Below are 23,032 nucleotides of genomic sequence, written 5' to 3'. Positions count from 1 at the left end.
AGTTCGGCATTATCCATCCCGCCAGAGCGACGCGTGCATGGTCGGATGACCACTCTGGAGACTCGGGACGTCCTCTAAGTCCGGGGATTGAGCGCATGCGTGAAACGATAGCCTGGCTCGGGGGCGAACCGTTATTTGCGACGCCCCTGCGCATCGTTCGTCCAGCTTTCCCCGCTGTCGAAGACCTGGTTTCAGATCTTGAAACAATTTTGGATTCGGGTCGCGTGACCAACAACGGTCCGTTCGTCGTCGAATTCGAGCGTTGGCTGAGCGAATATCTGGGAGCCGATACGCTCGTCTTTTGCAATGGACAGACCGCTCTCCTGACCATGCTGAAAGCATCGGGAATCGAAGGCGGAGAGGTGATCGTTCCCGCATTCACGTTTCCTGCGACTGTTCACGCAATTCGCTGGTCGGGCGCAGCGCCGGTGTTTGCCGACATCCTCGACGATGGAACCTTCCGGATCAACCCGGACGACGTCCGCCGGAAAATAACCGACAAGACGGTCGCTATTCTGGCTGTCGATCCGTACGGCATTGCTTGTGACTATGCAGACCTCGACGAAATCGGAAGGGATCGCCGCATCCGGGTGTTGTATGACAGCGCGGCGGCGTTCGGGACCCGACTGGGCGGGCGCGCGGTCGGGGCCTTTGGCGACGCGCAGATTTTCAGCTTCCACGCGACCAAGGCCTTCTCCTGCATGGAGGGCGGCGCCCTATGCTCGAGAGACCCGACAATACTGCGCCGCGCTCGCGCGCTACGAAATTTTGGCCAGGTCGCGGAGGGCGACTTCAGCGAGGTCGGGCTGAACGGCAAGATGATGGAAGTGTCCGCGCTGATCGGCCTGAAGCAAAGGTCTGGGTTCGAATCGTCCAGAACTGTGCGGTTGCGTTCCGTCGCGCGACTGCGGGAGGGGTTGGAAACGATCCCCGGGATCCTGGTCGGGAAGGCGCCGCGGGGCCAGGAGCCGATCTGGCTGTACCTTCCCGTGGTGATCGATGAAGAGGCATTCGGTCTGGATCGCGACGACGTCGCCGCCGCCCTGCAAAAAGAAAATCTTCATGTGCGGAAATACTACAGTCCGCCGTGCCATCGCCTCGCTCCCTACCTGGGACATCGCGATGACCTTCTGCCGGTGACGGACTATGTAGCAAGCCGAATTCTCGCTCTGCCTGTGTACAACGATATGAAAGATTACGAGTGTGACCTGATTGTTCAAGCGTTCGCCGAACTCCATGCGGCGTCCGCAAAGATAAGCCGTCTGAGCAGCCGTGACGTCTGACCTCTCCCGTCCTCTTTCGAGAATTGTCCTGTCGCGGGTAATTTGAAACATCGCGCACGCATTCCGACAAATGTGAACACGCCGGCCGAAACGTCTCGCGAGCGCAGATTTTGTGGGACCCGGGCTATGCGACGAATACACCAGGATTGGCGCGGAAACTCTGTCCTCGTCTCGGTGCGGAACGCCTGGCGCCGGGTCGATTGGTTCACGCGCGGATTGTCGCCGGCGCAGATGTGGAACGGAGCGGCGGCGGCGGCGAGTTTCGCCTTGCGGCTGGAGCGCCTTCGATCATGGCCGGTCCTCGTCAAGATCGATATTTCGCCGGCCTGCAATCTTCATTGTACCTATTGTGTGCACGCGGCGCCGTCCGACGACGCGTCCGACCCGCTGTCCGAACAATCCTTCAGCAAGCGCCAGCGCATTTCCGTTTCGGAATACGAATCGATCATTCGTCAGATCGCCGGACATTCCGCCGCTGTGGCGCTTTATTATGTCGGCGATCCGCTCATGCACCCGGAACTGGCGCGGTTCTGCGCCATCGCCGGGACCGCCGGACTCAACTCTCACGTCAGCACGAATTTCAGCTTGACCCTGTCGGAGCGCAGGTTGGCGGCGCTCGTCCGGAGCGGCCTGACCAACCTGACGGTCTGCGTCGATTCCATGCGGCAGGAACGGTACCAACTCACGCGCGTGGGCGGAAAGATCAGCCTGGTCCTCGACAACCTCGAACGGCTCCTGCGCCTGCGACGCGCTGCCGGGCAGACAAGACCGCACGTCGAAGTCCAGTTCATCAAGTATCAACACAACGCCGACGAAGTCGACGACGCCGCCGCGTGGTGCCGCAGCCGCGGCGTCGACCAGTTTACGGAATTCTGGGGAAACCTCCATAATTACGCCGATCTCGATCCCGCGCGTTGCAGCGGCGGCGCCCCGCGCGAGCCGCACTTGTTTCCGCATTGCGCCTGGCCGTGGTTCGCCATGCAGGTCAAATTCGACGGAAACGTGATTCCCTGCTGCTATCACCGCGTCGGCGAGCAATATCGCCGAGGCGGCGATCCGCGGCACGTCGGCAATGTCTCTCAGGGAATATTCGAGATCTGGAACTCGCCCGCGTATCGGCGCCTCCGGCGCCTGGCGATCGATCCGGGCGCCTCGGCAGAGCAGGACAGCAGCTTCTGCGCCGGTTGCCCCACCCTTTTTGCCGGCGCGGCCTCCGAGCGGATCATGGTCGCCGACAGGACGTCCTGGGACGCGGCCTTTTTCCGCTCCGCCTCGGGCAAAACCGTCAGACGGAGGTCCGCCGCGTGAACCCGGACACGCTCGAGCGGATCCTGTTCGTCTCGAGCAGCGGAGGGGTTCTGCTCGACCTTCTGGCGCTCGAGCCCTGGTGGTCGAAATATCGGGTCGCCTGGGCTGTGGTCGAAGCGCCCGATACGGCGTCGGCGCTCGCCGGGCAGACATGCTACTGGATCGGGAACACCTCGTTCAGGCGGCCGTTTCGCATCGTTCTGGACTTCGTCAGCGCCTGGCGAATTCTCCGCCGCGAACGGCCTCAACTGATCGTATCGGCCGGCTCGGGCCCGGCGATCGCCTTCTTCGCCCTCGCTCGGGTATTGGGCATTCCGACATTCTGGATCTATACATTGAACATTCTCGCGACGCCGGGCGTCTCGGCGAAAATCTGCACGCGGATGTCTTCACGTGTGTTTCTCCAGCAGACATCGTTGTTGGCCGCGCATCCGGACGGCATTGTCATCGGCGAGCTCTATTAGGCATGAAAATCCTGGTCACCGTGGGCATGAGCGAATGGCCGTTCGACCGCCTGATCGAGGCGATCGCGCCGCTTTGCGCCGAGCACGATGTCTTCGCCCAGACCGGAACGTCGAAACGCGCGCCGCCCTGCGCGCATTCCCCGTTCATTCCCTATCCGGAGATGATCGAGCGCATTCGCGCCGCCGACATCGTGATTACCCACGCCGGCAATACCGTCCGCCTCGTTCAGCGCGCCGGCAAGGTCCCGGTCGCGATTGCGCGAACCGGGCCGAGCGAAATGGCCAACGATCATCAGGTCGAATACCTCCGCCACGAAGCGCGCGCCGGGCGCGTGGTCGCGGTGTGGGACCTCGGGCGGCTGCCGCAGGTCGTCGCCAGCCACCCCGCTGAGGAGGCGCGGCTCTTGCGCGAGCGTGCGCTCGATCCGCCCGCCGCCGCGACCGAAACGGCTGCGACCTTCGACGCCGAATGGCGCCGGCTCGCCTGCAACCCGTTCAAAGGACACCATCTGCGCCGCTACGCCTACGCCTGGGAGGAACTGGCGACCCGTTGCGGCCGGCATCTCGATTTCGGCTGCCAGACCGGCGAGTTTCTGGCCGTGCTGGCGGCGACGACGGCGCTCGACTGTCACGGGATCGACCCTCACCGCGGATACCTGCGTCAGGCCGCGCGCACTTACCCGGACATCCCGTTCGACTTCGTTCCCGTCTCCGGTCCGGTTCCCTGCCCGGCCGGCCATTTCGACTCCGTCTCCCTGCTCGACACGCTCGAGCATTGTCCCGACGAGGACGCCGTCCTGAGCGAGATCCGCCGCGTTCTTCGCCCCGATGGCCTGTTGGTGCTGACGGTCCCGGCCTCGCACGTCTTCTCGTTCCTCGATCCCGACGCCGTCAAATTTCGGCTGCCCCGCTTGCACCGCCTGATCTATTCGGCGCGATTCGGTCGCGAGCTCTACCACCAGCGGTTCGTCGATCTTGGCGACGGACTCTTCGGCGACATGTCGCTCGGCAAGAAGGACCATACCCATTACCGGAAGGACTGGCTCGTCGAACGATTGAGGGCGCATGGCTTTGTCGTGACGCGCGCGAGCGGAGCCAACCTGTTCTGGCGCTTTTTCCAGGCGCCGGCGCTGCTCTGCAAACCCGGATTCCTGCAGCGCCAGCTCGAGCGTCTCATTTGGCTCGACGGCCGGCTGTTCTCTTCGGCGAATCTCTTTCTCAGCGCGCGCCTGCCATGAGCCCGCGCGAATTCCTGCGGCTGGCGAGATTCTTCGCCGCCCTGGCGCTGAAAGAGCGCCTGTTTCCCGCGCTTCACGTTCGCCCGCTGGTCGCCGAGCTGTTCCTGACCGACAACTGCAATCTTCGCTGCGTCAGTTGCGCCTGCTGGCGCGCGACCACGCTCGGCGAACTCGACACCGAGGCGTGGAAAGACGTCTTGCGGCAGCTCGTCGCGCTGCCGATCCACAAGGTCAATGTGACGGGCGGCGAGCCGCTGATCCGTCCCGACGCCGTCGAGATCATGCGGTTCGCCAGGGACATCGGCATCCGCCATATTCATTTGAACACCAACGCCATCCTTCTGACGCCGGTCAAACTCGACGAGGTTCTGGAGGCCGGAGTCCGGAGTTTCAACATTTCCGTCGACGGGCCGAAGCCGACGCACGATCGCATCCGCGGGCGGGCGGGCGCATTCGATCGCACCGTCGCGCATCTGCGCGCCGTCATCGCCAGACGGGACACGTACAGACTGAAGATCCGGATGAATTTCACCGTCATGCGGGACAACGCCGCAAGCCTGCCCGACATTGCCGCGCTCGCTCAGGACTTGAACGTTCGCCTCTATCTGAATCTGGCCACCGACAGGACCTTCCTGTTTCGCCATGCCGACGTGAGCGCGCAGAGCGCTGTTGCGCAGGACGAACTCGCGGCGGCGGTGGAGCGGGTCAAGACCATCGCCAGGGCCGATCCGCGCTGTCTGCCGCGCCCGGCGGATCTGGACTACGTGCTCCGCCACTTCCGCGACGTCGTCCAGAAAGGCGTGCCCTGCGCGGAATCCCAGATCAAGCTGATGATCCGCTCACGCGGCGAGATCGGCGGGTGTTGGGGTCACGACCCGCATCTCAACGTTCGCGACTTCCCTATCGCCCGCATCGTCGACGAAGCGACCTATCGCGCCGAGCACGCGCGCTTCTTCCGCAAGGATTGTGTCGGATGCGGAAGCAACTACAGTCTCAATCTGCGCTGGCGTCCGAGCACTTACGTGACCGATGCGCTGTGGCGGTGGGGATTCGCAAGTTCCCCCAACGCCGTTGGCAATCCCGCCGGAGACCGCTGATGCGATCGAGCGCGCCCCTGTTCGACTCGCTCGCGCCTTCCTATGACCGCCATTTCCAGGTCCCGCACCGGCGCGCCTACGACGACCTGGCCTGGGAATTCGTCCAGCCGCTGACGCCCCGCCAACCCGGCTGCGTCGTCGACGCCGGCTGCGGCGTCGGACGCTGGTCCGAGCGGCTGCTGGCGCTGGGTCATGCCGTGATCGGCGTCGAGCAGGCGCCGGCGATGGCGAAGGCGGCGCGGGCGCGTCTGGCCGACTATCCATCCTTCACATTGATCGAACGGCCCATGGAGGAGGTCGACCTGCCGCAAGGTCGCGCCGATCTCGTGATCGCGCTCGGCTCGCTGCAATACAGTCGCGACCCGTCGACCATGATCCAACGCTTCGCCCGATGGACGAAACCGGGGGGAGCGGTGTTCGTGCTCGTCGACTCGCTCGTCGCGCTCGTCCTGGAGCTGGTCGCTTTGGGCCGGCCGGAGGACGCCTTGACGGCGTTGCGGACGCGAATGGGGACCTGGATTCAGGCGGACCACATTGCCGACAATCATCAGTTGGACCGGAGTCGGCTGGTGACCTGGTTCTCGCAGTCCGGGTTGACCGAGGTCTCCGCCCATGGACTGCTCGTGGGCGCCAGCGCGCTCGGACGCCATCGGTTGAGCGAAAGCCTCGAGTCGGACTGGGAACGGCAGATGGCGCTCGAACGCCGGCTCGCGAGCGACCCGCTGCTCGCCGACCTGGGCAAGCAATTGCTGGTCTTCGGAAGAAAGCCTCAGTAAGCGCTCTGCCTTCGCACGATCGCAGGCAGGGTGCGCGCAAGCAACAGCAAGTCGCCGGAAAACGACCATCGCGTGACGTAGCGACAGTCGAGCAGCATCATCTGTTCGAAGGACAAGTCGTTGCGACCCGATACCTGCCAGGGTCCGGTGATGCCCGGCTTGACCGAGGCCCGCAAACGCGCGCCGCCCTGCACATGGCGTTCCTCGGACAGCATGAGCGGCCGCGGGCCGACGAGCGACATCTCGCCTCTGAGGACATTGAGCAATTGCGGCAGTTCGTCGAGCGCATAGCGCCGCAGGAACGCGCCGAAGCGCGTGACGCGCGGATCATCCGGAATCTTGTAGAGACGACTGTCATGATGCACGTTCAAATGAATGACGTCCTGAAGACGGTCATCCGCATCGATGACCATCGTCCGGAATTTGAACATGAGAAACATCGACCCGCCCTTGCCTCCGCGCACTTGCCTGAAGAAGACCGGCCCGGCGGAGTCGGAGCGAATCGTCACCCCAATGGCGATCAACGCCGGCGCCAGCAGGAGCAGTCCCAGAGCCGCGCCGGCGATGTCGAAACTGCGCTTGAGACAGCGGGACAGAACGGGAAGATCCTGCATCGCCGGGCCTTAGAGCATGATGAAATCAAGTGGGAACACCGCCGTCATTGCGAGCGACCCCAGGGTCGAAGAGCCCGGGGGAAGCAATCCACGCCGGGGACGCTGCGGCGCCATGGATTGCTTCGCCTTCGGCTCGCAAGGACGGACCTCAATTCATCCTGACCTATTTGCAGCAAAGCCCGTAAATTTGCATCGATTGGCGGTGCCATGGCGGAGGGCCGATGAAAAATCGCCCGGCCGAGCCCATCATGCTGCACGCATTCAAGTCCATGGCGACCGCGTCGCGGGCGCCGATCGACCGATGGATGGCGGCGACGTCGGCGGCGTTCATGGTCTTGCCGCCGATGACCGCGATCACCTCGTGTCCGGGCGCCAATCCCCATGACACGACCCCCTCCTTTCGCCCGAGCTGCGCGAAATCGCGATGATACGATCGATCGCCGATCCTCCCGCTCGCCGGCGCGTAATCGGCCAACAGCAAGACCAGCCCGCCCAATCCTTCGCAAGCGTCCGGGGGAAGGTCGCCCCGTCCGATGCGGTAGGACGCGAAATCCTGCCCGAAGCGTCCAATCCAGGCATGCGCGTCGGCTTCGTCGTCGAAGTTGCGTCGATCGAGCACGCCTTGGTCGCGGCCGCAGACCGTTCCGCACGGCGTCCAGTCGGCGAAGACGCGAATCCAGGCCGCGCCGGCGCAGACCGCGGCGCCGATAAGGCCGGAGACCCAGTTCCTTCCGACGGCGAGGCCGGCGAGGGCGCCGATCGCGGTCGCGCCCGCCACGACCGTCACGACCGCGCCGCGGGTTATCTTGAGCATCCCGACCCGCTTGCCCATCATCGGACCGTTGGTGAAAATCGCGGCGTTCAGGTCGCGAGCCGAGTTCGCATAGAAGGCGCCGGGCTTCTTTCTCCAGACCTGAAGCGGATGGCGGCGCGGATCGACGACCGCCCAGTGGCGGCCGTCACGAGACCCAAGGAGGATCCCGTTCGCCGCGAAGTCGGCGCGACCGACGACTTTGGCGATGAACGCCGCCCCGTCGCGCAAGAGGTCCGCATCGTCGCAATCCTTCATTCGCCGCTGTCCCCCGCCGCCTTTGCCGCCGGCCTGCGACCGAATTCGGCGTCGACAGGCTGCAACCCGACTTCGATGGGCGAGAGCGTGTGATATACACCCCCGGTCAAGAATACGCATTGGCCCATGAAGCAAAGTGTCGCCATGCCGGTCGTCGGGCGGATTCTCGTCACCGGCGGCGCCGGTTTCCTCGGCTCCCATCTCTGTGAGCGCTTGCTCTCCGCAGGCAATGAGGTGCTTTGCGTGGACAATTTCTGCTCCTCGAGCGGCAGCAACATTGTTCACCTGCTGGAGAGCGGGCGCTTCGAATTGCTGCGCCACGACGTGACGGTTACGTTGTCGGTCGAAGTTGACGCAGTATACCATCTCGCCTGCCCGGCTTCTCCGATACACTACCAGCTCGATCCGGTTCAGACGACAAAGACCATCGTGATCGGCACGCTGAATATACTGGAACTCGCCAGGCGGCTGAAAATCAAGTCGCTGTACGCATCGACCTCGGAAGTGTACGGCGATCCCGAGGTTCACCCGCAGCCCGAGACCTATTGGGGCAACGTCAATCCGATCGGCGTCAGAGCCTGTTACGACGAAGGCAAGCGTTGCGCCGAATCCCTCGTGTTCGACACTGTGCGCCAGCATCGGCTTCCGGCAAAGGTCGTGCGCATTTTCAACACCTACGGCCCGCGCATGCACCCGGACGACGGGCGCGTGGTGTCGAACTTCATCGTGAACGCGCTGAGAGGCGAAGCAATCGCGATCACCGGCGACGGCCTGCAGTCGCGCTCGTTTTGCTTCGTCGACGACCTTGTCGAGGCGATGATCCGGATGATGGCGACCGGCGTCGACGAGACCGGCCCGATCAACGTCGGGAGCCCGAGCGAGACGACCATTCGCGAGCTGGCGGAGGTCGTGATCGAACTGACGAACTCGAAATCGAAGATCGTATACCGCCCGGCTCGACCCGACGATCCGAAAAGACGGCGGCCCGATGTTCGCCGAGCGGCGGAGATCCTCGGCTGGCGCCCGACGACGCCGCTTCGCGAAGGGCTGAAGAGGACGATCGTCTATTTCGAGGACCTGCTGGAACGGGGCCCGCCGCCACAGACGGGAGCCGGCGGATCCTAAACAATTCAGCCGCGAGGCCCGTCCCGGGCGCGGATCGTCGCCATAGCCGCGCCCGCCGCAGTCGAGGTCTTGCGGCGCGCGGTCCGGTGAACCGGCCTAGGCCGTCTCGATCCGCGTCCGCGCGGTCCCGTTGAGCATGCGTTTCAGATGATATTGCGCCAGCGGGTCGTCCGGGCGTTCGCCCACCAGCGCGGCGAAGGCGGAGAGCGCGGTCGCGTCGCCGGCTTCGAGCTTGGCGAAGGCCCTGCAATAGGCGAGCGTGTGCGGGCTCGCCCCTTCCGCTTCGTCGAGCGGCTCGAAGGCCCGCATCGACTGGCTGCGGCCGCGCAGCATGAGGTCGCCGACCGGCCGCCAGGAGAATCCCGCCGTGCGTCCGGCGGCGGCGGCGCTCACGCAGATGCGCGTGCCGAGGTCCTTGTTGACGGCCTCGAGCCGCGCCGCGGCGTTGATCGTATCGCCGTAGGCCGTGTAGTCGAACAGGCGGCCGCCGCCGAAATTGCCGACGATCGCCGGCCCGGCATGGACGCCGATGCGGGTCGCGCCGAGCGCCACGCCCTTCGCCCGCCATTCCGTGCGGTAGCTTTCGGCGCGCCGGTCGAGCGCGAGCGCGCAGTGGACGGCGCGGGTCGAAGCGTCCGGCTGGTCGGCGGGGGCGCCGAACAGGACGTGGATCGCGTCGCCGATGATCTTGGCGACCGTGCCCTCGTGCTCGAACACGATCTCGGTCATCGCTTCGAAATAGCCGCCGAGCAGTTCGGCCAGCCGCTCCGGGTCGAGCGACTCGACCAGCGGGGTGAAGCCGGCGATGTCGGTGAACAGCGTCGCGATCTCGCGCCGCTCGCCGCCGGGCTTCAGCGCATAGTCGTCCGCCGCCAGGCTGAGGGCGAGATTGGGCGAGAAGTAGCGCGAGAGGGAGGCGTGGGCGCGCTCGGCCGCCGCCTGCCGCGCGCGCGCTTGCCTGAGCGCGGCGACGTGGGCGATGGTCTTGAGCATCGTGGTTTCGAAGTCGGCGAAGTCGATCGGCTTGGTCAGAAAGTCGAAGGCGCCGCGGTTCATCGCGGTGCGGATGTTCGCCATGTCGCCGTAGGCCGAGACGATCACCGTCGAATAGCTCGCCTCCCCGGTCTGCAACTTGGCGAGCAGCGACAGCCCGTCCATACGCGGCATGTTGATGTCGGACACGACCATGTCGAAATCCGGCTGCCGCTCGAGCACGCTCAAGGCCTCGACGCCGTCGCGGGCGAAGCCGAACGCGATCCCGCCCTCCTTGATCTGCCGGCGAAATTTTTGCCGGATCAGGTCCTCGAGATCGGGCTCGTCGTCGACGACCAGGATCTTTGCAGTCATGGCGAAGCCGCGCCGTCGAGGAATCGGCCGATCTCGCCGCGAAGCACGGGAAAATCGATCGGCTTGGTGAACAGGCCGGCGGCGCCGGCGGCGATGGCGCGCCGGCGCGTATTGTCGTCGCCATAGGCGGTGATCATGATCACCGGCACATGCGGTCGCGCCGCGCGCGCCTTCGGCAGAAGGTCGAGGCCGCTCATGCCGGGCATGTTGATGTCGGAGAGGATCAGGATGAGCTCGGCGGCCTCGGCGGAGGCGACCCGTTCCAGCGCCGCCGGCGCGGACTGCGCGAACTCCATCACGAAGCGCGACGCGCGCAGTTCCTTGCGGAACTGCTGGCGAAACAGGTCTTCGACGTCGGGCTCGTCGTCGACGACGAGAATGAGCGCGTTCACGGCAAGGTCCCCCCGCGCGGCAACGTAAGGATGAAGGCGGTCCAGGCGCCCGGCTCGGTGGCGACATCGATCGCGCCGCCGTGCTGCTTGACGACGATGTCGTGCGAGAGCGACAGACCGAGCCCGGTGCCCTCGCCGGCGGGCTTGGTGGTGAAGAACGGATTGAACAGTTTGGCCTTCACGTCGTCGGGAACGCCGGCGCCGTTGTCGCGGATGACGATCTCGACGCTGGCTCCGAGATCGCGCGTCGAGGCGGTGATCGTCGGCTCCCAGCCGGCCGCCGTTTCAGACTGCTTGCGCTTTTCCGTCGCATAGAAACCGTTGGAAATCAGGTTGAGCAGCACGCGTGTCATCTCCTGCGGATAGAGATCGGCCTCTCCGGCCGCGGGATCGAGCGATTTTTCGATCGTGACGTTGAAGCCGGGCTTTTCCGCCCGCGCGCCGTGATAGGCGAGGTTCAGCGCTTCCTCGACCATGGCGTTCACGTTCACGGCGCCGCGCTCGCCCGAGCCGTCGCGCGAATGCAGGAGCATGTTCTTCACGATCGAATCGGCGCGCCTGCCGTGGCTCACCACCTTGTCGAGGTTGCCGTCGATCATGCCGATGAGGTCGCCCGCCTCCTCCCGGTCGGCGTCTGCGAGCGGCGCCTTGTCGAGAACAGCGCGCAGCTCGCCCATCAGCTCGCGCGACAAGGCGGAGAAGTTGTTGATGAAATTCAGCGGGTTCTTGATCTCGTGGGCGATCCCGGCGGTGAGCTGGCCGAGCGAGGCGAGTTTCTCCGTCTGGATCAGCCGGTCCTGCGCCTTGCGCAAGTCGTCGAGCGAGGCGGCGAGTTCTTTCGTCCGCGCCTGCACTTCGTCGAACAGGCGGACGTTTTCCAGCGCAATGACCGCCTGATCGGCGAAGGTCTGGACGATCTCGACCTGGCGGTCGCTGAAATGTCCCGGCGTGTCGCGCGTCAGGATGATGGCGCCCTCCACCCGGTCCTTGGCGACCAGCGGCGCCCCAAGCAGCGAGCGCACGTTGCTCGCAAGCGCGCCCATCGGCACGACATAGTCGGGGTCGGCGAGACAATCGGGAATGCGCTCGACCTTGCCCGACAGCAGCACGCGGCCGGCGATGGTCGAGCGCCCCGGCGTCGCGGGGTGGTCTTTCAGATAGCCGGCGAGCGCGCTGGCCTGCCCGGCGCCGATCGCGTCGCGGTAGCGGAAGACGTCGCCGTCGCGGACGCAGATGGCGCCCGTCCGGGCGCCGCCGAGCGCGACGGCGGAGGAAACCAGCGTGCTGAACACCGCCTGCAGATCGAACGCCGAGCGGCTGATGACCTTCAGCGCGTCGGAGGTCGCGGTCTGCATTTGCAGCGCCTCGGCGAGGTCTTGCGTCTTGGCCTGCACCTCGGCGAACAGCCGCGCGTTCTCGATCGCGATCACCGCCTGGTCGGCGAAGGTCCTGACGAGATCGATCTCGCGCTCGGTGAAGGCGACCGGATCGTTGCGCGGCACGGCAAAGCAGCCGATCGCCTCGCCCTCGCGCAGCAGCGGGACGCACAGAAGCGCGCCGAAGGCGGCCTGCTCGCGCGCGCCGGCGGGCACGAGCGACGGGTCGCTGACGAGGTCGGGGTAGTGGACGATCCTGCCATCGCGGATCGTCGCGGCGATGGCCTCGCCGCCGTCGAGCGGGACCGGATGGGCGAGAATATAGTCGCGCAGACCGTGCGGAACATTCGAGTGGAACGCGCGCGCCTCGATCCTGTCGCCGTTTCGGATGAAGATCGTGCCGCGGCTGCCGCGGCAGAGCCCGACCGCCGTGTCGATCAGGGTCCTGAGCACCGTGTCGAGGTCGAAGACCGAGCGGCTGATCGACTGGAGGACCTCGGCGGTCGCCGTCTGCTGGGCCAGCGACTCCTCGAGATCCAGGGTCTTGGCCTGCACTTCGTCGAACAGGCGCGCGTTCTCGATGGCGATCGCCGCCTGATCGGCGAAGGTCGCGAGCATCGCGGCTTGTGCGTCCGAAAAGCGGGAGACCTCCTTGCGGCGGAGTGCGATGACGCCGAGTGCGCTCCCGTCGCGCATGAGGGGCATGACGAGCACGGAGCGCCAGGCGAGGCCCGTCGCGGCTGCGTCCCCTTCCGCGCGCTGCGCCTCGACCGCCATGGCGAAGGCGCGCGGATATTCCGCCTCCTCGGCCAGGAGGTCCACGACCTGGAGCGCGTTTCCGTCCACGACCGCGCGGCCCGGCGGCCAATCGCGGCTCACCGGACCGCCGGCGTTCGGAGGCAGGGGAACGGGACCGTGATGGGCCAGGATGCGCAGGCGCTCCCCCTCTCGCAGCATGATCACGGAGTCATGCGCCTGGCAGAGCCGGCAGACCGTTTCGGCGAGCATGGCGAGCGCGGGGCCCATGTCGCTCGGCGAGGCAGCGATCGCCCGCAAAATGTCGCTCGTCGCGGTCTGCCGTCTGAGCGCTTCGTTCAGGTCGCGGGTCCGCGCCTCGACCCTGGCCTCGAGCGTTTCGTAGCTTTCCCTGAGGCGGCCAGCCATGCGGTTGAAGCTGCCGGCGAGCGCCTCGATCTCGTCGCCGGTGCGCACGTCGATGCGCTGCCCCAGCTCGCCCCCGCCGAGTCGCTCGGCGCCCTTCTGCAGCGCGCGGATCGGCGCCGTCATCCGCCGCGCGAGCGCGGCGCCGCTCACGAGCGCGAGCAGAAGCCCGAGGCCCAGCAGCGCCGCCGTCCGCAGAAGGGATTGCGTGACGTGAGCGAAGGCTTCGCCGAGCGGCTGCTGCGCGAACACGACCCAGCGCGGCTTCCACGCGATCGCGTAGGCGGTGAGGACGTCGCCGCCGTCGCGTCCCCTGGCGATCTCAGCCGAGCCCCCGGGCGGCGCAGCGTCGTTGGCGACCCTTCCCGACCCGAGCGCGGCGAGCGCCGCCCGGACCTGCGGCAGCCCGGACAGATCGGTTTCGCGCAGGACGAGGCTCAGGTCCGGGTCGGCGATCAGACGCCCCTTGTCGTCGACGACATAGGCGAAGCCCCTGTCGCCGACCCGAATCGCGGAAATGACGTCCCAGATCACCTCGAGATTGACGTCGGCGACGGTCACGCCCGGGGTCTTGCCGACATGGGCGATCGCGATCGCCATGTGGGGTTCCGAGCCGCCGCGGAACTCGACCGGGCCGAACCAGACCTTGTCGGCGACGGCGCGGACGAAGCGCGGGTCGCTGGAATAGTCCTTGCCGCTCGCGATCGAGTCGAGGTCGAGGCGCGAGACGGCGAGCTGTTCCTTGCCGTGTCCGTCGATGTAGGCGAGCGAAGCAATCGCCGGCTCCTCGCGCAGAAGGCGGATCAAGTCGTAGCGCTGCTGCTCCGCCTTGCCGTATCCCCACTCGGCGCCGGTCGTCCAGCCGAGCTGGGCCTCGATGTCGCCGAGGAACTCCTCGACTCGGGCCGCGGCCGCCTGCGCCTTTTCGCTCTGCACTTCGAGCGCGGCGCGCTTCGTCTGTTCGTAGCCGAGCCAGGCTTCGATCGCGCCGTTGACGACAAGCACGAGCGCCACGAGCCCGATCAGGGCGAGCGCGAGCTTGACCGCGAGCGACAGACGCGCGAGCGACGCGCGCCGCCCGAGTCGCACGTCCGGAGGGTCATGGGCCGCTTCGAGGGTGCGCCGCGTCACTCGATCACCGCGTCGGCGGCGGCGAGCACGGCCGGAGGGAAGTCGAGACCGAGCGTCCGGGCGGTCTTCATATTGACGATCGTGACGAACGTCGTCGCCTGCTCGATCGGGATGTCGCCGGGCTTCGTTCCCTTCAGGATCTTGTCGACGAAGGCGGCGGCGCGCCGGAACATGGGCGCGAAGTCGACGCCGTAGCCGAGGAGCCCGCCGCTCGCCGCGAGGGTCGGCCCGCCCACGGCGGGGAGGCGGCGACGCATGGCGGCGGCGGCAATCAGCGCCGGCCCGTCCCCGACGACGAACTGGGGCGAATCGACGACGACGAGGCCGTCGATCGATGCGCCGGGCGCGGCGGAAAGCGCCCGATCGCAATCGCGTGGGTCGCCGAGTTCGATCGGCTCGAGCGCGACGCCGAGCGTCTTGACCCGAGCGACCGCCGCCGCGGTGAAGGCGTCGAAAGGATTGTGCTCGGGGACGAGCAGGCCCACGCGCGTGATCACGGGCTTCACCTGCTTGAGGAGCTCGACCTGCTTCACGCTGAGCTCCGGAGCAAAGAAGGTCTCCCCGGTGACGTTGCCGCCGGGATGGCCGAGACTGGCCGCGATGCCCTGCGCGACGAGGTCGAGCGTCACCGCCGAGACGATGGGAATGGTCTTGGTCGCCGTGTAAGCCGCGAGGACTCCCTGGCCGCCGGTCACGATGACGTCGACGTCGATCTCGACGAGTTCCCTCGCCGCCGCCGCGAGCCGGGCTTCGTCGCCATCGGCGAAGCGAGCCTCGAGAACGACCGTCTTGCCGGGGACATAGCCGAGCTCGGCGAGCCCGGCCATGAACGCTTCGAGCCCCTTCCTGTCGGCCTCCGCCGACGGCGGAGCGAGATAACCGATGCGCGGCATGCGCTGCCCGGCGCGCGCGGCGAGGGGCCAGGCGGCGGCGGCGAGCGCGGCGATGAAGGTCCTTCGTCTCATGCGATCCGCTCGTGGGCGGCGCGCGGGGTCGGCGCAAGGTCGAGGCCCTGCGCCGACGCAGCGCGCCGGACGGGCATGGCGGGGGGGCCGCAAGCGCTGCGGGACAGCGGTTTGCCAACGATGCGCATCGGCGTCCTTCCTCCGGGCGATGACCGCGAAGACCAGCCGCCGCCCGCGACCATTATCCAGGAAACGGCGGTCGAGCGGAACAGCGTATTCGTCCGCCCCAGCCGAGCCGCCTCACGACGTCGGGGAACGGAGCTTCGCCGACGGCCGGGCGTCGCAAGACCGCAGACAGGGCGTCTTCGACCCCTGGCCGGCGCGTGGAAAGCGGGGCTAGAGTCGCGCCGCAAGGGTCACGAAGCCTCGGGAGACAAGGCATGCGTCCGACGAACGCGCTCATCCTCGCCTGCCTCGCGCTCGCGGCGCTCGCGCCCGCGCCCGCGCGCGCCGATCAGCCGACTTTCTCCGAGACCGCCGCGGCGGAAGCCGCGGCCAATGCGACCTATGGCCCGCGAACGACGCCGGGACAGACAATTCCGGTCCCCGACGACGTCAGCCCGCAGCTCCAGCGCCTCATCGCCGCGCCTTTCGGCAATGTCGCCGACGCGCCGAAGACCGGGGACGAATGGAAGGCGGCGGTGGCAGCGGCGAACAGGACGGCGATGGTCAACCTCGACAGGCTGAAGCGGGAACTCGGCGTGACGGTCGAGCCGACCGTCGTCGCCGGGGTGAAGGCCTATCTCGTGACGCCGATGACGATCCCCGAGAAGAACCGCAACCGGCTGGTCGTCGCCCTGCACGGCGGCGGCTACGTCTTCTATCCCGGCGAAGCGGGGACCGGCGAGGGGGTGATGATGGCCGGCTTCGGCGGCTTCCGGGTGCTGGCGGTCGATTACCGCATGCCGCCCGACTTCCCCTTCCCCGCCGCCCTCGACGACGCGGTCGCGGTGTGGAAGGAGGTGGTGAAGACGACGAAGCCGGAAAACGTCGCGCTGATCGGATCGTCGGCCGGCGGCGGGCTCGCGCTCGCGACGATCTTGCGCCTGAAGGACGAGGGCCTGCCGCTGCCGGGCGCGCTCGCCGCCGGCACGCCGTGGTCGGATCTGTCCAGCGCCGGCGACAGCTACGCCGCCAACGCCTGGCTCGACAACGTCCTCGTCGCCTACGGCGGCATGCTCGAGGGCATGGCGCGCCTCTACGCCGGCGGCGAGAGTTTCCGCAATCCCTATCTCTCGCCGATCTACGGCGACTTTTCGAAATTCCCGCCGACCATCCTGACGACCGGCACGCGCGACCTGTTCCTGTCCAACACCGTGCGGGCCCATCGCGCGCTCAAGCGCGCGGGCGCCGTCGCCGACCTCGAGGTCTACGAAGGCGAGAGCCACGCCCAGTTTCTCGCCGGCCCCTCGGTCCCGGAATCGCGCGAAGCTTTTGCCGACATCGCGGCGTTTTTCGACGCGCATCTTGGCAGGTGAGGGTTTGGCCGCTCGTCGGCGGCGGGCGGGACGAGCCCGGCCCGAGGGCGCACAGTCCGCCTGAACGACGCCTCCTCCCAGCCGCTCGCCGGCAGCGAGGCCGCCGCAAGCGACCGTCGCGAGCCGCGACGCCCTGTCCACGAGCGGGCGCGCTCACCCGCCGGTGACGCTCATCCCGCGCTCGGTCGACGAGAGGCCGCCGCGCCGAACGGCGACGAAGTCGTGTCCCGCGGGCTTGCGCGCGATCGCCGCCTGCAGCGTGTCGGTCAGCAGGTCCTGGCGCGGCGACCTGCGCAGCGGCTCGCGAAGGTCGACGCCGTCCTCGCGTCCGAGGCACAGGTAGAGTTTGCCCGAGCAGGTGACGCGGACGCGATTGCACGCGTCGCAGAAACTATGGGTGAGCGGCGTGATGAACCCGACGCGTCCGCCGGTCTCCTCGACGTCGCAATAGCGCGCCGGACCGCCGCTCCGGTGGGTCGAGGGCGTGAGCGTGAACCGCTCGGCGAGCGATGCGCGCAGCTGCGTCAGGGGAATGTGCTGATCCTGCCGCTCCCGTTGCGCCCCGCCGAGCGGCATGACCTCGATGAAGGTCAGGTCGTAGCCGCGCCCGTGCGCCCATTCCACCAGCGCCGGCGCCTCGCCTTCGTTGACGCCCCTGAGGGCGACCGTATTGATCTTGATCCTGAGCCCCGCCCGGTCCGCCGCGTCCAGCCCGGCCAGCACTTTGGCGAGGTCGCCCCGGCGCGAGATCGTCCGGAATGTCTCCGGATCCAGCGTATCGAGCGAAACATTGATCCGCTTGACGCCGCTCGCCGCGAGATCGGCTGCGAAGCGGGAGAGCTGGGAGCCGTTGGTGGTCAGCGTCAGTTCGTCGAGCGCGCCGCGCGCGAGATGGCGCGACAGCGACCGGACGAGCGTCATGACGTCGCGCCGCACGAGCGGCTCGCCGCCGGTCAGCCGGATCTTGCGCACGCCGAGCTCCACGAAGGCGGAGCACAGCCGGTCGAGCTCCTCCAGCGACAAGAGGTCGCGCCTGGGCAGGAAGCTCATGCGCTCGGGCATGCAATAGACGCAGCGGCAGTCGCACCGGTCGGTCACCGAGAGCCGAAGGTACGAGATCGCGCGGCCGAAGGAATCGACCATCCGCTGCGCGACGGGCGCCGCTCCGGCGCTTCCGCGCGGGGCGTCAAGTCCTGGGAGGAACATAGGTTTCAGCCTCCGCCAGCACGAAGTCGGCGATCGCCTGCGTGTGGTTCAGGTCGAGGACGGGAACGGCCAGGGGCGGGAGCGCCCCGTCGCTGGCCACGGCGACGATGTCGGACCCTTCCCGCCACATCAGGGCGTGGCCCTCGCTCGGACGGTGGACCTCGATCGCCGCGTGACGATGGGTGTGGAACCCCTCGATCAGAACGAGATCGACGGGCGCGAGCCGCGCGACGAGCGCCTCGAGCGGCGGCGGCGCGGCGGCGCCGAGCTCGTGCATGAGCGCCCAGCGCGAATCGGACACGAGCATCACCTCCTGCGCGCCCGCCTCGCGGTGGACGAACGAGTCCTTGCCGGGCCGATCGAGGTCGAAGCCGTGGTGGGCGTGCTTGATTGTCGAGACCGTCAGTCCGCGCGCCCGCAAGGCCGGCAGCAGCGCCGCGATCAGGGTGGTCTTGCCCGATCCGCTGCGCCCAACGAGTCCGATCATTCGCATGGCGAGGCTCCCTGTGAGGGCGCCGGGAGGGAGAACTCCCTCCCGGCCGGAGCGCCGGACGCTGCGCCCGGGCTCTGGGACGGGTTTCGGTCAGACCGCCGGCTTCGGCGCCGTGAAGACGTCGACCGTGACGGCCGGGCCGGCGTATTTCTCCACCTCGCCGACGATCGAATGGCCGCAATTGCCCTGGCCGAGCCGGGAGGTGCCGACGTCCATGCTCAGATTGTTGACGTCGCCGTACTTGCACAGGGTTCCGGGCTTGCCGGGCTCCTGCGGATCGTACCAGCCGCCCTCGTTGACCCGGATGACGCCCGGACGCATCGCGTCCGTCACCTTGGCCCCGGCGAGAATCTGGCCGCGGTCGTTGAACACGCGCACGACGTCGCCGTCGCCGATGCCGCGCGCGGCCGCGTCCTTGGGATTGATCCAGCACGGTTCGTGACCGGCGATGGCGTAGGTCTCGCGCAGTTTGGTGCCGCAAAGCTGCGAATGGAGGCGGGACTTGGGATGGCTGGCGGCGATGTGCAGCTTGTACTTGGTGGTCGGACCGCCGAGGCGTTCCGCCGGTTCGTACCACTTCGGATGCGGGCCGCAGTCGTCGTAGCCCATCTTCTCGATGTTCTTCGAGTAGATCTCGATCCTGCCCGAGGGCGTTCCGAGCGGCTCGAGCAGCGGGTCTTCGCGGAACTTGGCGTAGCGCACGAAGTCCTTGCCCGAGGTGACGGGGAATTCGACGACGCCGGTCCCACTCCAGAAGGCGTCGAACTCCGGCATCGGGATATTCTTGGCCTTGGCCTGGACGAGGGCCGCGTCGTAGAACGACTGGATCCAGTCCATCTCCGACTTGCCTTCGGTGAACGCCTTGTCCTTGCCGAGCTTCCCGGCGATGGCGGCGAAGATGTCGTAGTCGTTGCGACTCTCGAACACCGGATCGACCACTTTCTTCATCGCGATGATCGCCGAGCCGGCGTAGTCGCCGACGCTCTCGATGTCGTTGCGCTCATAGGACGTCGTCGCCGGCAGCACGATGTCGGCGAAACGCGCGGTCGGCGTCCACTGGAAGTCCTGGACGACGAAGGTGTCGAGCTTCTTCCAGGCGGCCACCATGCGGTTGCGGTCCTGATGATGGACGAACGGATTGCCGCCGACCCAGTAGGCCATCTTGACGTCGGGGTACTTGGCTTTCGCGCCGTTGAAATCGAACTCCTTGCCGGGGTTCAGAAGCATGTCGACGACCCGCGCCACCGGGATCGACGCCGCGCCGCTCTCCGTCAGCCACGCCGCGCCTTCCTTGGCCTTGCCGCCGTCGGTGATGCCGGTCAGCACCGGGGCGTCGGCCGACGGCGCGCCGCCGCTGGCGTAGTGATACGAGAAGCCGAAGCCGCCGCCCGGCAGGCCGATCTGGCCGAGCATCGCGGCGAGCGTCACCAGCATCCAGTGGCGCTGCTCGCCGTATTGCTGCCGCTGCAGCGACCAGCCCGCGGCCAGCATCGTGCGGTTCTTGGCGAAGCGATGGGCGAGATCCTTGATCGTGTCGGCCGGAACGTCGGTGATGGCGGCCGCCCATTCGGCGGTCTTGGGCGTCTTGTCGGTCTCGCCCATCAGATAAGGCAGGAACTTGTCGAAGCCGGTGGTATAGGTCTTGAGGAATTTCTCGTCGTAGAGTTTCTCGGCGACGAGGGTGTGCGCGATCCCGAGCATGAGCGCGACGTCGGTCTGCGGGCGCGGCGCGATCCACTCGGCGCCGAAGAATTCGGCCGTGCCGGTCCTGACCGGATCGATGCAGATGACCTTCGTGCCCTTGTCCTTGAGCGCCTTCATGCCGGGATAGGCGCCGTGGTCGGCGACGACCCAGCTGATCTGGTTGGTCAGCACCGGATCGGCGCCCCAGAACACCATCAATTCGGTCTTGTCGACGACCACCGGCCAGACGGTCTGCTGCTCGTACACTTCGAGCGTGCCGAGGACGTGGGGGAGGATGATCTGCGCGGCGCCGGTCGAATAGTCGCCCGAGGCGTTCACGAAGCTGCCTTTCAGGTTCATCATCCGCCTGAGCAGGCTCTGGCAGTTGTGCAGCCGGCCCGGGCTCTTCCAGCCGTACGAGCCGGCGAAGGTCGCCGCCGGACCGTAGGTCTTTTCCACGCGGGTCAGTTCCTTGGCGACCAACTCGATCGCCTGGTCCCAGGACACGCGAACGAAGTCACCCGTTCCGCGGCTCTCGGGATCGGCGCCGGGGCCCTTTTCGAGGTAGGCCCGCCGCACCATCGGGAACTTGATGCGGGTCGGCGAATAGACGGAATCCAGCACGCCCGACAATTGATGGCTCGGCGCGGGGTCCTTTTCCCAGGGCGCGATCGACACCATGCGGCCGCCTTCGACCTTGGCGCGGAAGGCGCCCCAGTGGGAGCCGGTCAGGACTTCGCCGTCGGGGGCGGTCGCCGCCCGCGCGCCGCTCACCAGCAGCGACGGGGCGGCAAAGCCGAGCGCGCCGAGCGCGGCGCCGTAGTGCAGGAACGCGCGCCGGCTGAGTTCCGCGCGCAATTCGCCTTTGGATAGACTGGTCATGGAACGCTCCTTCAAGCGCTGGCTGTGGATTGGGAGGGGTTGGACGTGAAGTTTCCGCTCGCCGTGACGGCGGCGAGAAGGATCGCGGCGCCCGCCCAGAACCCCTCTCCGTCGGCAACGCCGCAGGCGTCGGCGAAGGCCGGGGTCCATCCGGCCAGGCGTCGGATCATCGCCTCGGCCGATTCGTCGTCGCCGGTGGCCACGAGGTGCGCCGTCAACGCGAGTTCGACCGCCAGGTGATCGGCCGGCATCGCGGCGGCCGGCGAGACCGACAGGTCGCGCTCGGCGAGCAGGGCCTCCATCTCGCCGGTCGGCGCCTGAAACAGGCGCCAGGCCGAGCCTTGCCGGAATGCCGATTCGTAGGGCGGCACGGTGTCGGGACCGCCGACGCCCTCGAACAACAGGCCGAAACTCCGCCCCAGCCGGGCGGCGAGGGCGCGGTCGTCGTCGGCGCCGGCGAGCGCTTCGCGCAGCAGCGCCGCGCCATGGGCGAGGTCGGGGTCCCGGGCGAGGTCGCGCAGCAGGTCGGCGCCCGGCCCGCGACGGTGCGAAGCGACGAACTCGACGGTCGGCGGCGCGGCGAACAGGGCGGCCAGCCAGTCCAGCATCTCCGCCGGGCGGCGCGATCGGGACCGATCGGCAGCCGGGCCTGGAACGGCGTCTTTCATTTCTTTGCTCCCGTCTCGTTCGTCCCGGCCTCTTTCGCGCCGCCCGTGTCCTGGGCGTTCAACTGCACGTACTTCTGGAGGAACCGGTATTGTTCGTCGTCGAGCGAGATGTTCCGCTTCATCGCGTTCAGGTTGCCGATCCACTGATTGGCCAGATAGTTGGTCGTCGGCGTCAGCGAGTGGCAGAGTCCGCAGCTCGCATTGTACATCTCGGCGCCGTAGCCGAAGAGTTTGGAGCGGTCCGCGACGAGGTCGGCGGTCGTCGTCCAGCCGACGAGGCTGGCTTCGGTCCACTGCTGGTCGGTGTCGGCGTCCTTCATCGTCTGGCCGTGCGCGACCTTGTCGATGGCGTCGGGGCCGAGGGCGGCGGCGAAGATGCGCTTGCCTTGCAGGGCATAGACCATTCGCTCGGCGCCCTCCTGCTGCCAGCCGCCGAACTTCACCTTGACCCACGGGCCGTCGCGCTCGAGCACCTCGAGCGGGGTCAACGGCAGCAGCTTGCCGGCGCTTGCGTCCCCCTCGCTTTTCGGGCGGTCGAGCCAGAAGGGCTTGGTCGAGAGCGTGTAGAGGGTCGACCCGACGACGGGCGTGAGCGACTTCGAGCCGCTCGCGAGGTCATCGTGGACCGCCTTGAATCCGGCGGTCATGTCGGGAAGCTTGTGGGCGATCCCCTTGTGGCAATCGATGCAGGTCTGGCCGCCCTCGTTGTAGGCCTTCTGCATCCGCTCGGCGGCTTTCGGCCGCTGATGGGCGAAATCCATCGCCTCGAAGGAGTGACAGTTGCGGCATTCGCGGCTGTCGGTGTCCTTCATCGTCTTCCAGACCTCCTTGGCGAGGGAGGCGCGCGCCGCCTGGAATTTCTCCGGAGTGTCGATGGTGCCGGCGAGCTTGTGCCAGAGCTCGTTGGTAGCCTGGACCTTGCGGGCGACCTTGGGGATCCAGTCCTTCGGCACGTGGCAGTCCGGGCAGGTGGCCCGCACGCCGGCCGGGTTCTTGTAGTGGATCGAGGTCTGGTACTCCTTGTAGACGGTGTCGCGCATCTCGTGACAGGAGACGCAGAACGCGATGCTGTTGGTCGCCTCCATCGCGGTGTTGAACCCGCCCCAGGCGACAACCCCGGCGATCGCGCCGAGCGCGCCGACGCCGACCAGCGTCCAGGTTGTTTTCCGCCAGGCCAAGGGATTCCACACCGCCACGCTCCCGCTTCTCGAGCGGGACGGAGTGTGCGGCGCCGGCGTAAACGGGCTTCGCGCCGACGGTGAACGTGGCGTAGAAA

General features: G+C 67.2%; 19 protein-coding genes and 1 pseudogene. 8 read left to right on the top strand and 12 right to left on the bottom strand.

All coding sequences use genetic code 11. The features are described 5' to 3' along the window. Positions 1-95 precede the first annotated feature (95 nt). The 6 genes from DFR50_RS11150 to DFR50_RS11130 all read left to right on the top strand — a co-directional run bounded on the left by DFR50_RS11150 (position 96) and on the right by DFR50_RS11130 (position 6,166). The gene (locus DFR50_RS11150) at positions 96-1,283 is read left to right on the top strand and encodes a DegT/DnrJ/EryC1/StrS family aminotransferase (protein WP_113889273.1); all 1,188 of its coding nucleotides are present in this window, start codon (positions 96-98) and stop codon (positions 1,281-1,283) included. Between the two features lie 126 nt (positions 1,284-1,409). Then, positions 1,410-2,591, top strand: a complete 1,182-nt coding sequence (locus DFR50_RS11145; protein ID WP_113889272.1) for a radical SAM/SPASM domain-containing protein — start codon at positions 1,410-1,412, stop codon at positions 2,589-2,591. Beyond that, positions 2,588-3,055 carry a glycosyltransferase family 28 protein gene (locus tag DFR50_RS32045; RefSeq protein ID WP_170153164.1) on the top strand — a complete coding sequence of 156 codons (468 nt, stop codon included), beginning with the start codon at positions 2,588-2,590 and terminating at the stop codon, positions 3,053-3,055. Before DFR50_RS11145 ends, DFR50_RS32045 begins: the two co-directional genes overlap by 4 nt. 2 nt (positions 3,056-3,057) lie before the next feature. After that, positions 3,058-4,293, top strand: a complete 1,236-nt coding sequence (locus tag DFR50_RS32040; RefSeq protein ID WP_170153163.1) for a methyltransferase domain-containing protein — start codon at positions 3,058-3,060, stop codon at positions 4,291-4,293. Further along, on the top strand, positions 4,290-5,390 hold the full coding sequence (locus DFR50_RS11135; RefSeq protein WP_113889270.1) for a radical SAM protein: 1,101 nt from the start codon (positions 4,290-4,292) through the stop codon (positions 5,388-5,390). Before DFR50_RS32040 ends, DFR50_RS11135 begins: the two co-directional genes overlap by 4 nt. Continuing rightward, complete coding sequence (locus DFR50_RS11130; RefSeq protein ID WP_170153162.1) at positions 5,390-6,166, top strand: class I SAM-dependent methyltransferase; 777 nt, start codon at positions 5,390-5,392, stop codon at positions 6,164-6,166. Before DFR50_RS11135 ends, DFR50_RS11130 begins: the two co-directional genes overlap by 1 nt. Here the strand turns inward: DFR50_RS11130 and DFR50_RS11125 are convergent. Together DFR50_RS11125 and DFR50_RS11120 are read right to left on the bottom strand one after the other, a co-directional pair. Continuing rightward, positions 6,160-6,780 (bottom strand): sugar transferase, encoded by a 621-nt coding sequence (locus tag DFR50_RS11125; RefSeq protein WP_113889268.1) that lies wholly within the window; start codon positions 6,778-6,780, stop codon positions 6,160-6,162. The genes DFR50_RS11130 and DFR50_RS11125 overlap by 7 nt on opposite strands. Positions 6,781-6,943: 163 nt before the next feature. Continuing rightward, the gene (locus tag DFR50_RS11120) at positions 6,944-7,849 is read right to left on the bottom strand and encodes a hypothetical protein (protein WP_113889267.1); all 906 of its coding nucleotides are present in this window, start codon (positions 7,847-7,849) and stop codon (positions 6,944-6,946) included. Between the two features lie 126 nt (positions 7,850-7,975). Here DFR50_RS11120 and DFR50_RS11115 point away from each other — a divergent pair, with 126 nt between their 5' ends. Continuing rightward, complete coding sequence (locus tag DFR50_RS11115) at positions 7,976-8,974, top strand: UDP-glucuronic acid decarboxylase family protein (RefSeq protein ID WP_245427624.1); 999 nt, start codon at positions 7,976-7,978, stop codon at positions 8,972-8,974. A 96-nt stretch (positions 8,975-9,070) separates the two neighbouring features. Here the strand turns inward: DFR50_RS11115 and DFR50_RS11110 are convergent, their stop codons facing one another. The 5 genes and pseudogenes from DFR50_RS11110 to DFR50_RS11095 form a co-directional block, all read right to left on the bottom strand. Next, the gene (locus DFR50_RS11110) at positions 9,071-10,321 is read right to left on the bottom strand and encodes an adenylate/guanylate cyclase domain-containing protein (protein ID WP_113889265.1); all 1,251 of its coding nucleotides are present in this window, start codon (positions 10,319-10,321) and stop codon (positions 9,071-9,073) included. Further along, on the bottom strand, positions 10,318-10,713 hold the full coding sequence (locus DFR50_RS11105) for a response regulator (RefSeq protein ID WP_113889264.1): 396 nt from the start codon (positions 10,711-10,713) through the stop codon (positions 10,318-10,320). The genes DFR50_RS11110 and DFR50_RS11105 overlap by 4 nt, the downstream gene beginning before the upstream one ends. Beyond that, positions 10,710-12,542 (bottom strand): GAF domain-containing sensor histidine kinase, encoded by a 1,833-nt coding sequence (locus DFR50_RS33570; protein WP_425376073.1) that lies wholly within the window; start codon positions 12,540-12,542, stop codon positions 10,710-10,712. Before DFR50_RS33570 ends, DFR50_RS11105 begins: the two co-directional genes overlap by 4 nt. 132 nt (positions 12,543-12,674) lie before the next feature. After that, positions 12,675-14,255, bottom strand: a pseudogene (locus DFR50_RS33565) (cache domain-containing protein); the annotation flags it as partial. Positions 14,256-14,377: 122 nt separating this feature from the next. After that, positions 14,378-15,346, bottom strand: a complete 969-nt coding sequence (locus tag DFR50_RS11095; RefSeq protein WP_113889262.1) for an ABC transporter substrate-binding protein — start codon at positions 15,344-15,346, stop codon at positions 14,378-14,380. 380 nt (positions 15,347-15,726) lie between these two features. On the opposite strand from DFR50_RS11095, the gene DFR50_RS11090 reads away from it, so the two are divergent. Beyond that, positions 15,727-16,824, top strand: a complete 1,098-nt coding sequence (locus DFR50_RS11090) for an alpha/beta hydrolase (RefSeq protein WP_113889261.1) — start codon at positions 15,727-15,729, stop codon at positions 16,822-16,824. A 153-nt stretch (positions 16,825-16,977) separates the two neighbouring features. On the opposite strand, the gene moaA is transcribed toward DFR50_RS11090, so the two are convergent. The 5 genes from moaA to DFR50_RS11065 all read right to left on the bottom strand — a co-directional run bounded on the left by moaA (position 16,978) and on the right by DFR50_RS11065 (position 22,946). Further along, positions 16,978-17,967 carry a GTP 3',8-cyclase MoaA gene (gene moaA, locus DFR50_RS11085; RefSeq protein ID WP_245427619.1) on the bottom strand — a complete coding sequence of 330 codons (990 nt, stop codon included), beginning with the start codon at positions 17,965-17,967 and terminating at the stop codon, positions 16,978-16,980. Positions 17,968-18,010: 43 nt separating this feature from the next. Further along, positions 18,011-18,523, bottom strand: coding sequence for a molybdopterin-guanine dinucleotide biosynthesis protein B (mobB, locus tag DFR50_RS11080; RefSeq protein ID WP_113889259.1), 513 nt, complete (start codon positions 18,521-18,523; stop codon positions 18,011-18,013). A gap of 90 nt (positions 18,524-18,613) precedes the next feature. Next, a complete protein-coding gene (gene torA, locus DFR50_RS11075) occupies positions 18,614-21,088 on the bottom strand; it encodes a trimethylamine-N-oxide reductase TorA (RefSeq protein WP_113889258.1) in 2,475 nt (824 codons plus the stop codon). Between the two features lie 11 nt (positions 21,089-21,099). Next, positions 21,100-21,756: a TorD/DmsD family molecular chaperone gene (locus DFR50_RS11070; protein WP_113889257.1), complete on the bottom strand. Its 657-nt coding sequence runs from the start codon at positions 21,754-21,756 to the stop codon at positions 21,100-21,102. Beyond that, the gene (locus tag DFR50_RS11065) at positions 21,753-22,946 is read right to left on the bottom strand and encodes a NapC/NirT family cytochrome c (protein ID WP_113889301.1); all 1,194 of its coding nucleotides are present in this window, start codon (positions 22,944-22,946) and stop codon (positions 21,753-21,755) included. Before DFR50_RS11065 ends, DFR50_RS11070 begins: the two co-directional genes overlap by 4 nt. Between the last annotated feature and the right edge of the window lie 86 nt (positions 22,947-23,032).

Source organism: Roseiarcus fermentans (assembly GCF_003315135.1).
Classification (GTDB): Bacteria; Pseudomonadota; Alphaproteobacteria; order Rhizobiales; family Beijerinckiaceae; genus Roseiarcus; species Roseiarcus fermentans.
The sequence above is the reverse complement of the archived record's forward strand: the minus strand, read 5'-3'. Positions and strand labels throughout refer to the sequence as shown.

Bases quoted from the DNA above. Each gene is read 5' to 3' on its own strand.
- moaA (WP_245427619.1), bottom strand. From the start codon at position 17,967: ATGGTCGATTCCTTCGGCCGCGCGATCTCGTACCTTCGGCTCTCGGTG.
- DFR50_RS11120 (WP_113889267.1), bottom strand. From the start codon at position 7,849: ATGAAGGATTGCGACGATGCGGACCTCTTGCGCGACGGGGCGGCGTTC.
- DFR50_RS11135 (WP_113889270.1), top strand. From the start codon at position 4,290: ATGAGCCCGCGCGAATTCCTGCGGCTGGCGAGATTCTTCGCCGCCCTG.
- torA (WP_113889258.1), bottom strand. From the start codon at position 21,088: ATGACCAGTCTATCCAAAGGCGAATTGCGCGCGGAACTCAGCCGGCGC.
- DFR50_RS11095 (WP_113889262.1), bottom strand. From the start codon at position 15,346: ATGAGACGAAGGACCTTCATCGCCGCGCTCGCCGCCGCCGCCTGGCCC.
- DFR50_RS11130 (WP_170153162.1), top strand. From the start codon at position 5,390: ATGCGATCGAGCGCGCCCCTGTTCGACTCGCTCGCGCCTTCCTATGAC.
- DFR50_RS11110 (WP_113889265.1), bottom strand. From the start codon at position 10,321: ATGACTGCAAAGATCCTGGTCGTCGACGACGAGCCCGATCTCGAGGAC.
- mobB (WP_113889259.1), bottom strand. From the start codon at position 18,523: ATGCGAATGATCGGACTCGTTGGGCGCAGCGGATCGGGCAAGACCACC.
- DFR50_RS32040 (WP_170153163.1), top strand. From the start codon at position 3,058: ATGAAAATCCTGGTCACCGTGGGCATGAGCGAATGGCCGTTCGACCGC.
- DFR50_RS11125 (WP_113889268.1), bottom strand. From the start codon at position 6,780: ATGCAGGATCTTCCCGTTCTGTCCCGCTGTCTCAAGCGCAGTTTCGAC.
- DFR50_RS11090 (WP_113889261.1), top strand. From the start codon at position 15,727: ATGCGTCCGACGAACGCGCTCATCCTCGCCTGCCTCGCGCTCGCGGCG.
- DFR50_RS11150 (WP_113889273.1), top strand. From the start codon at position 96: ATGCGTGAAACGATAGCCTGGCTCGGGGGCGAACCGTTATTTGCGACG.
- DFR50_RS11145 (WP_113889272.1), top strand. From the start codon at position 1,410: ATGCGACGAATACACCAGGATTGGCGCGGAAACTCTGTCCTCGTCTCG.
- DFR50_RS11115 (WP_245427624.1), top strand. From the start codon at position 7,976: ATGAAGCAAAGTGTCGCCATGCCGGTCGTCGGGCGGATTCTCGTCACC.
- DFR50_RS11070 (WP_113889257.1), bottom strand. From the start codon at position 21,756: ATGAAAGACGCCGTTCCAGGCCCGGCTGCCGATCGGTCCCGATCGCGC.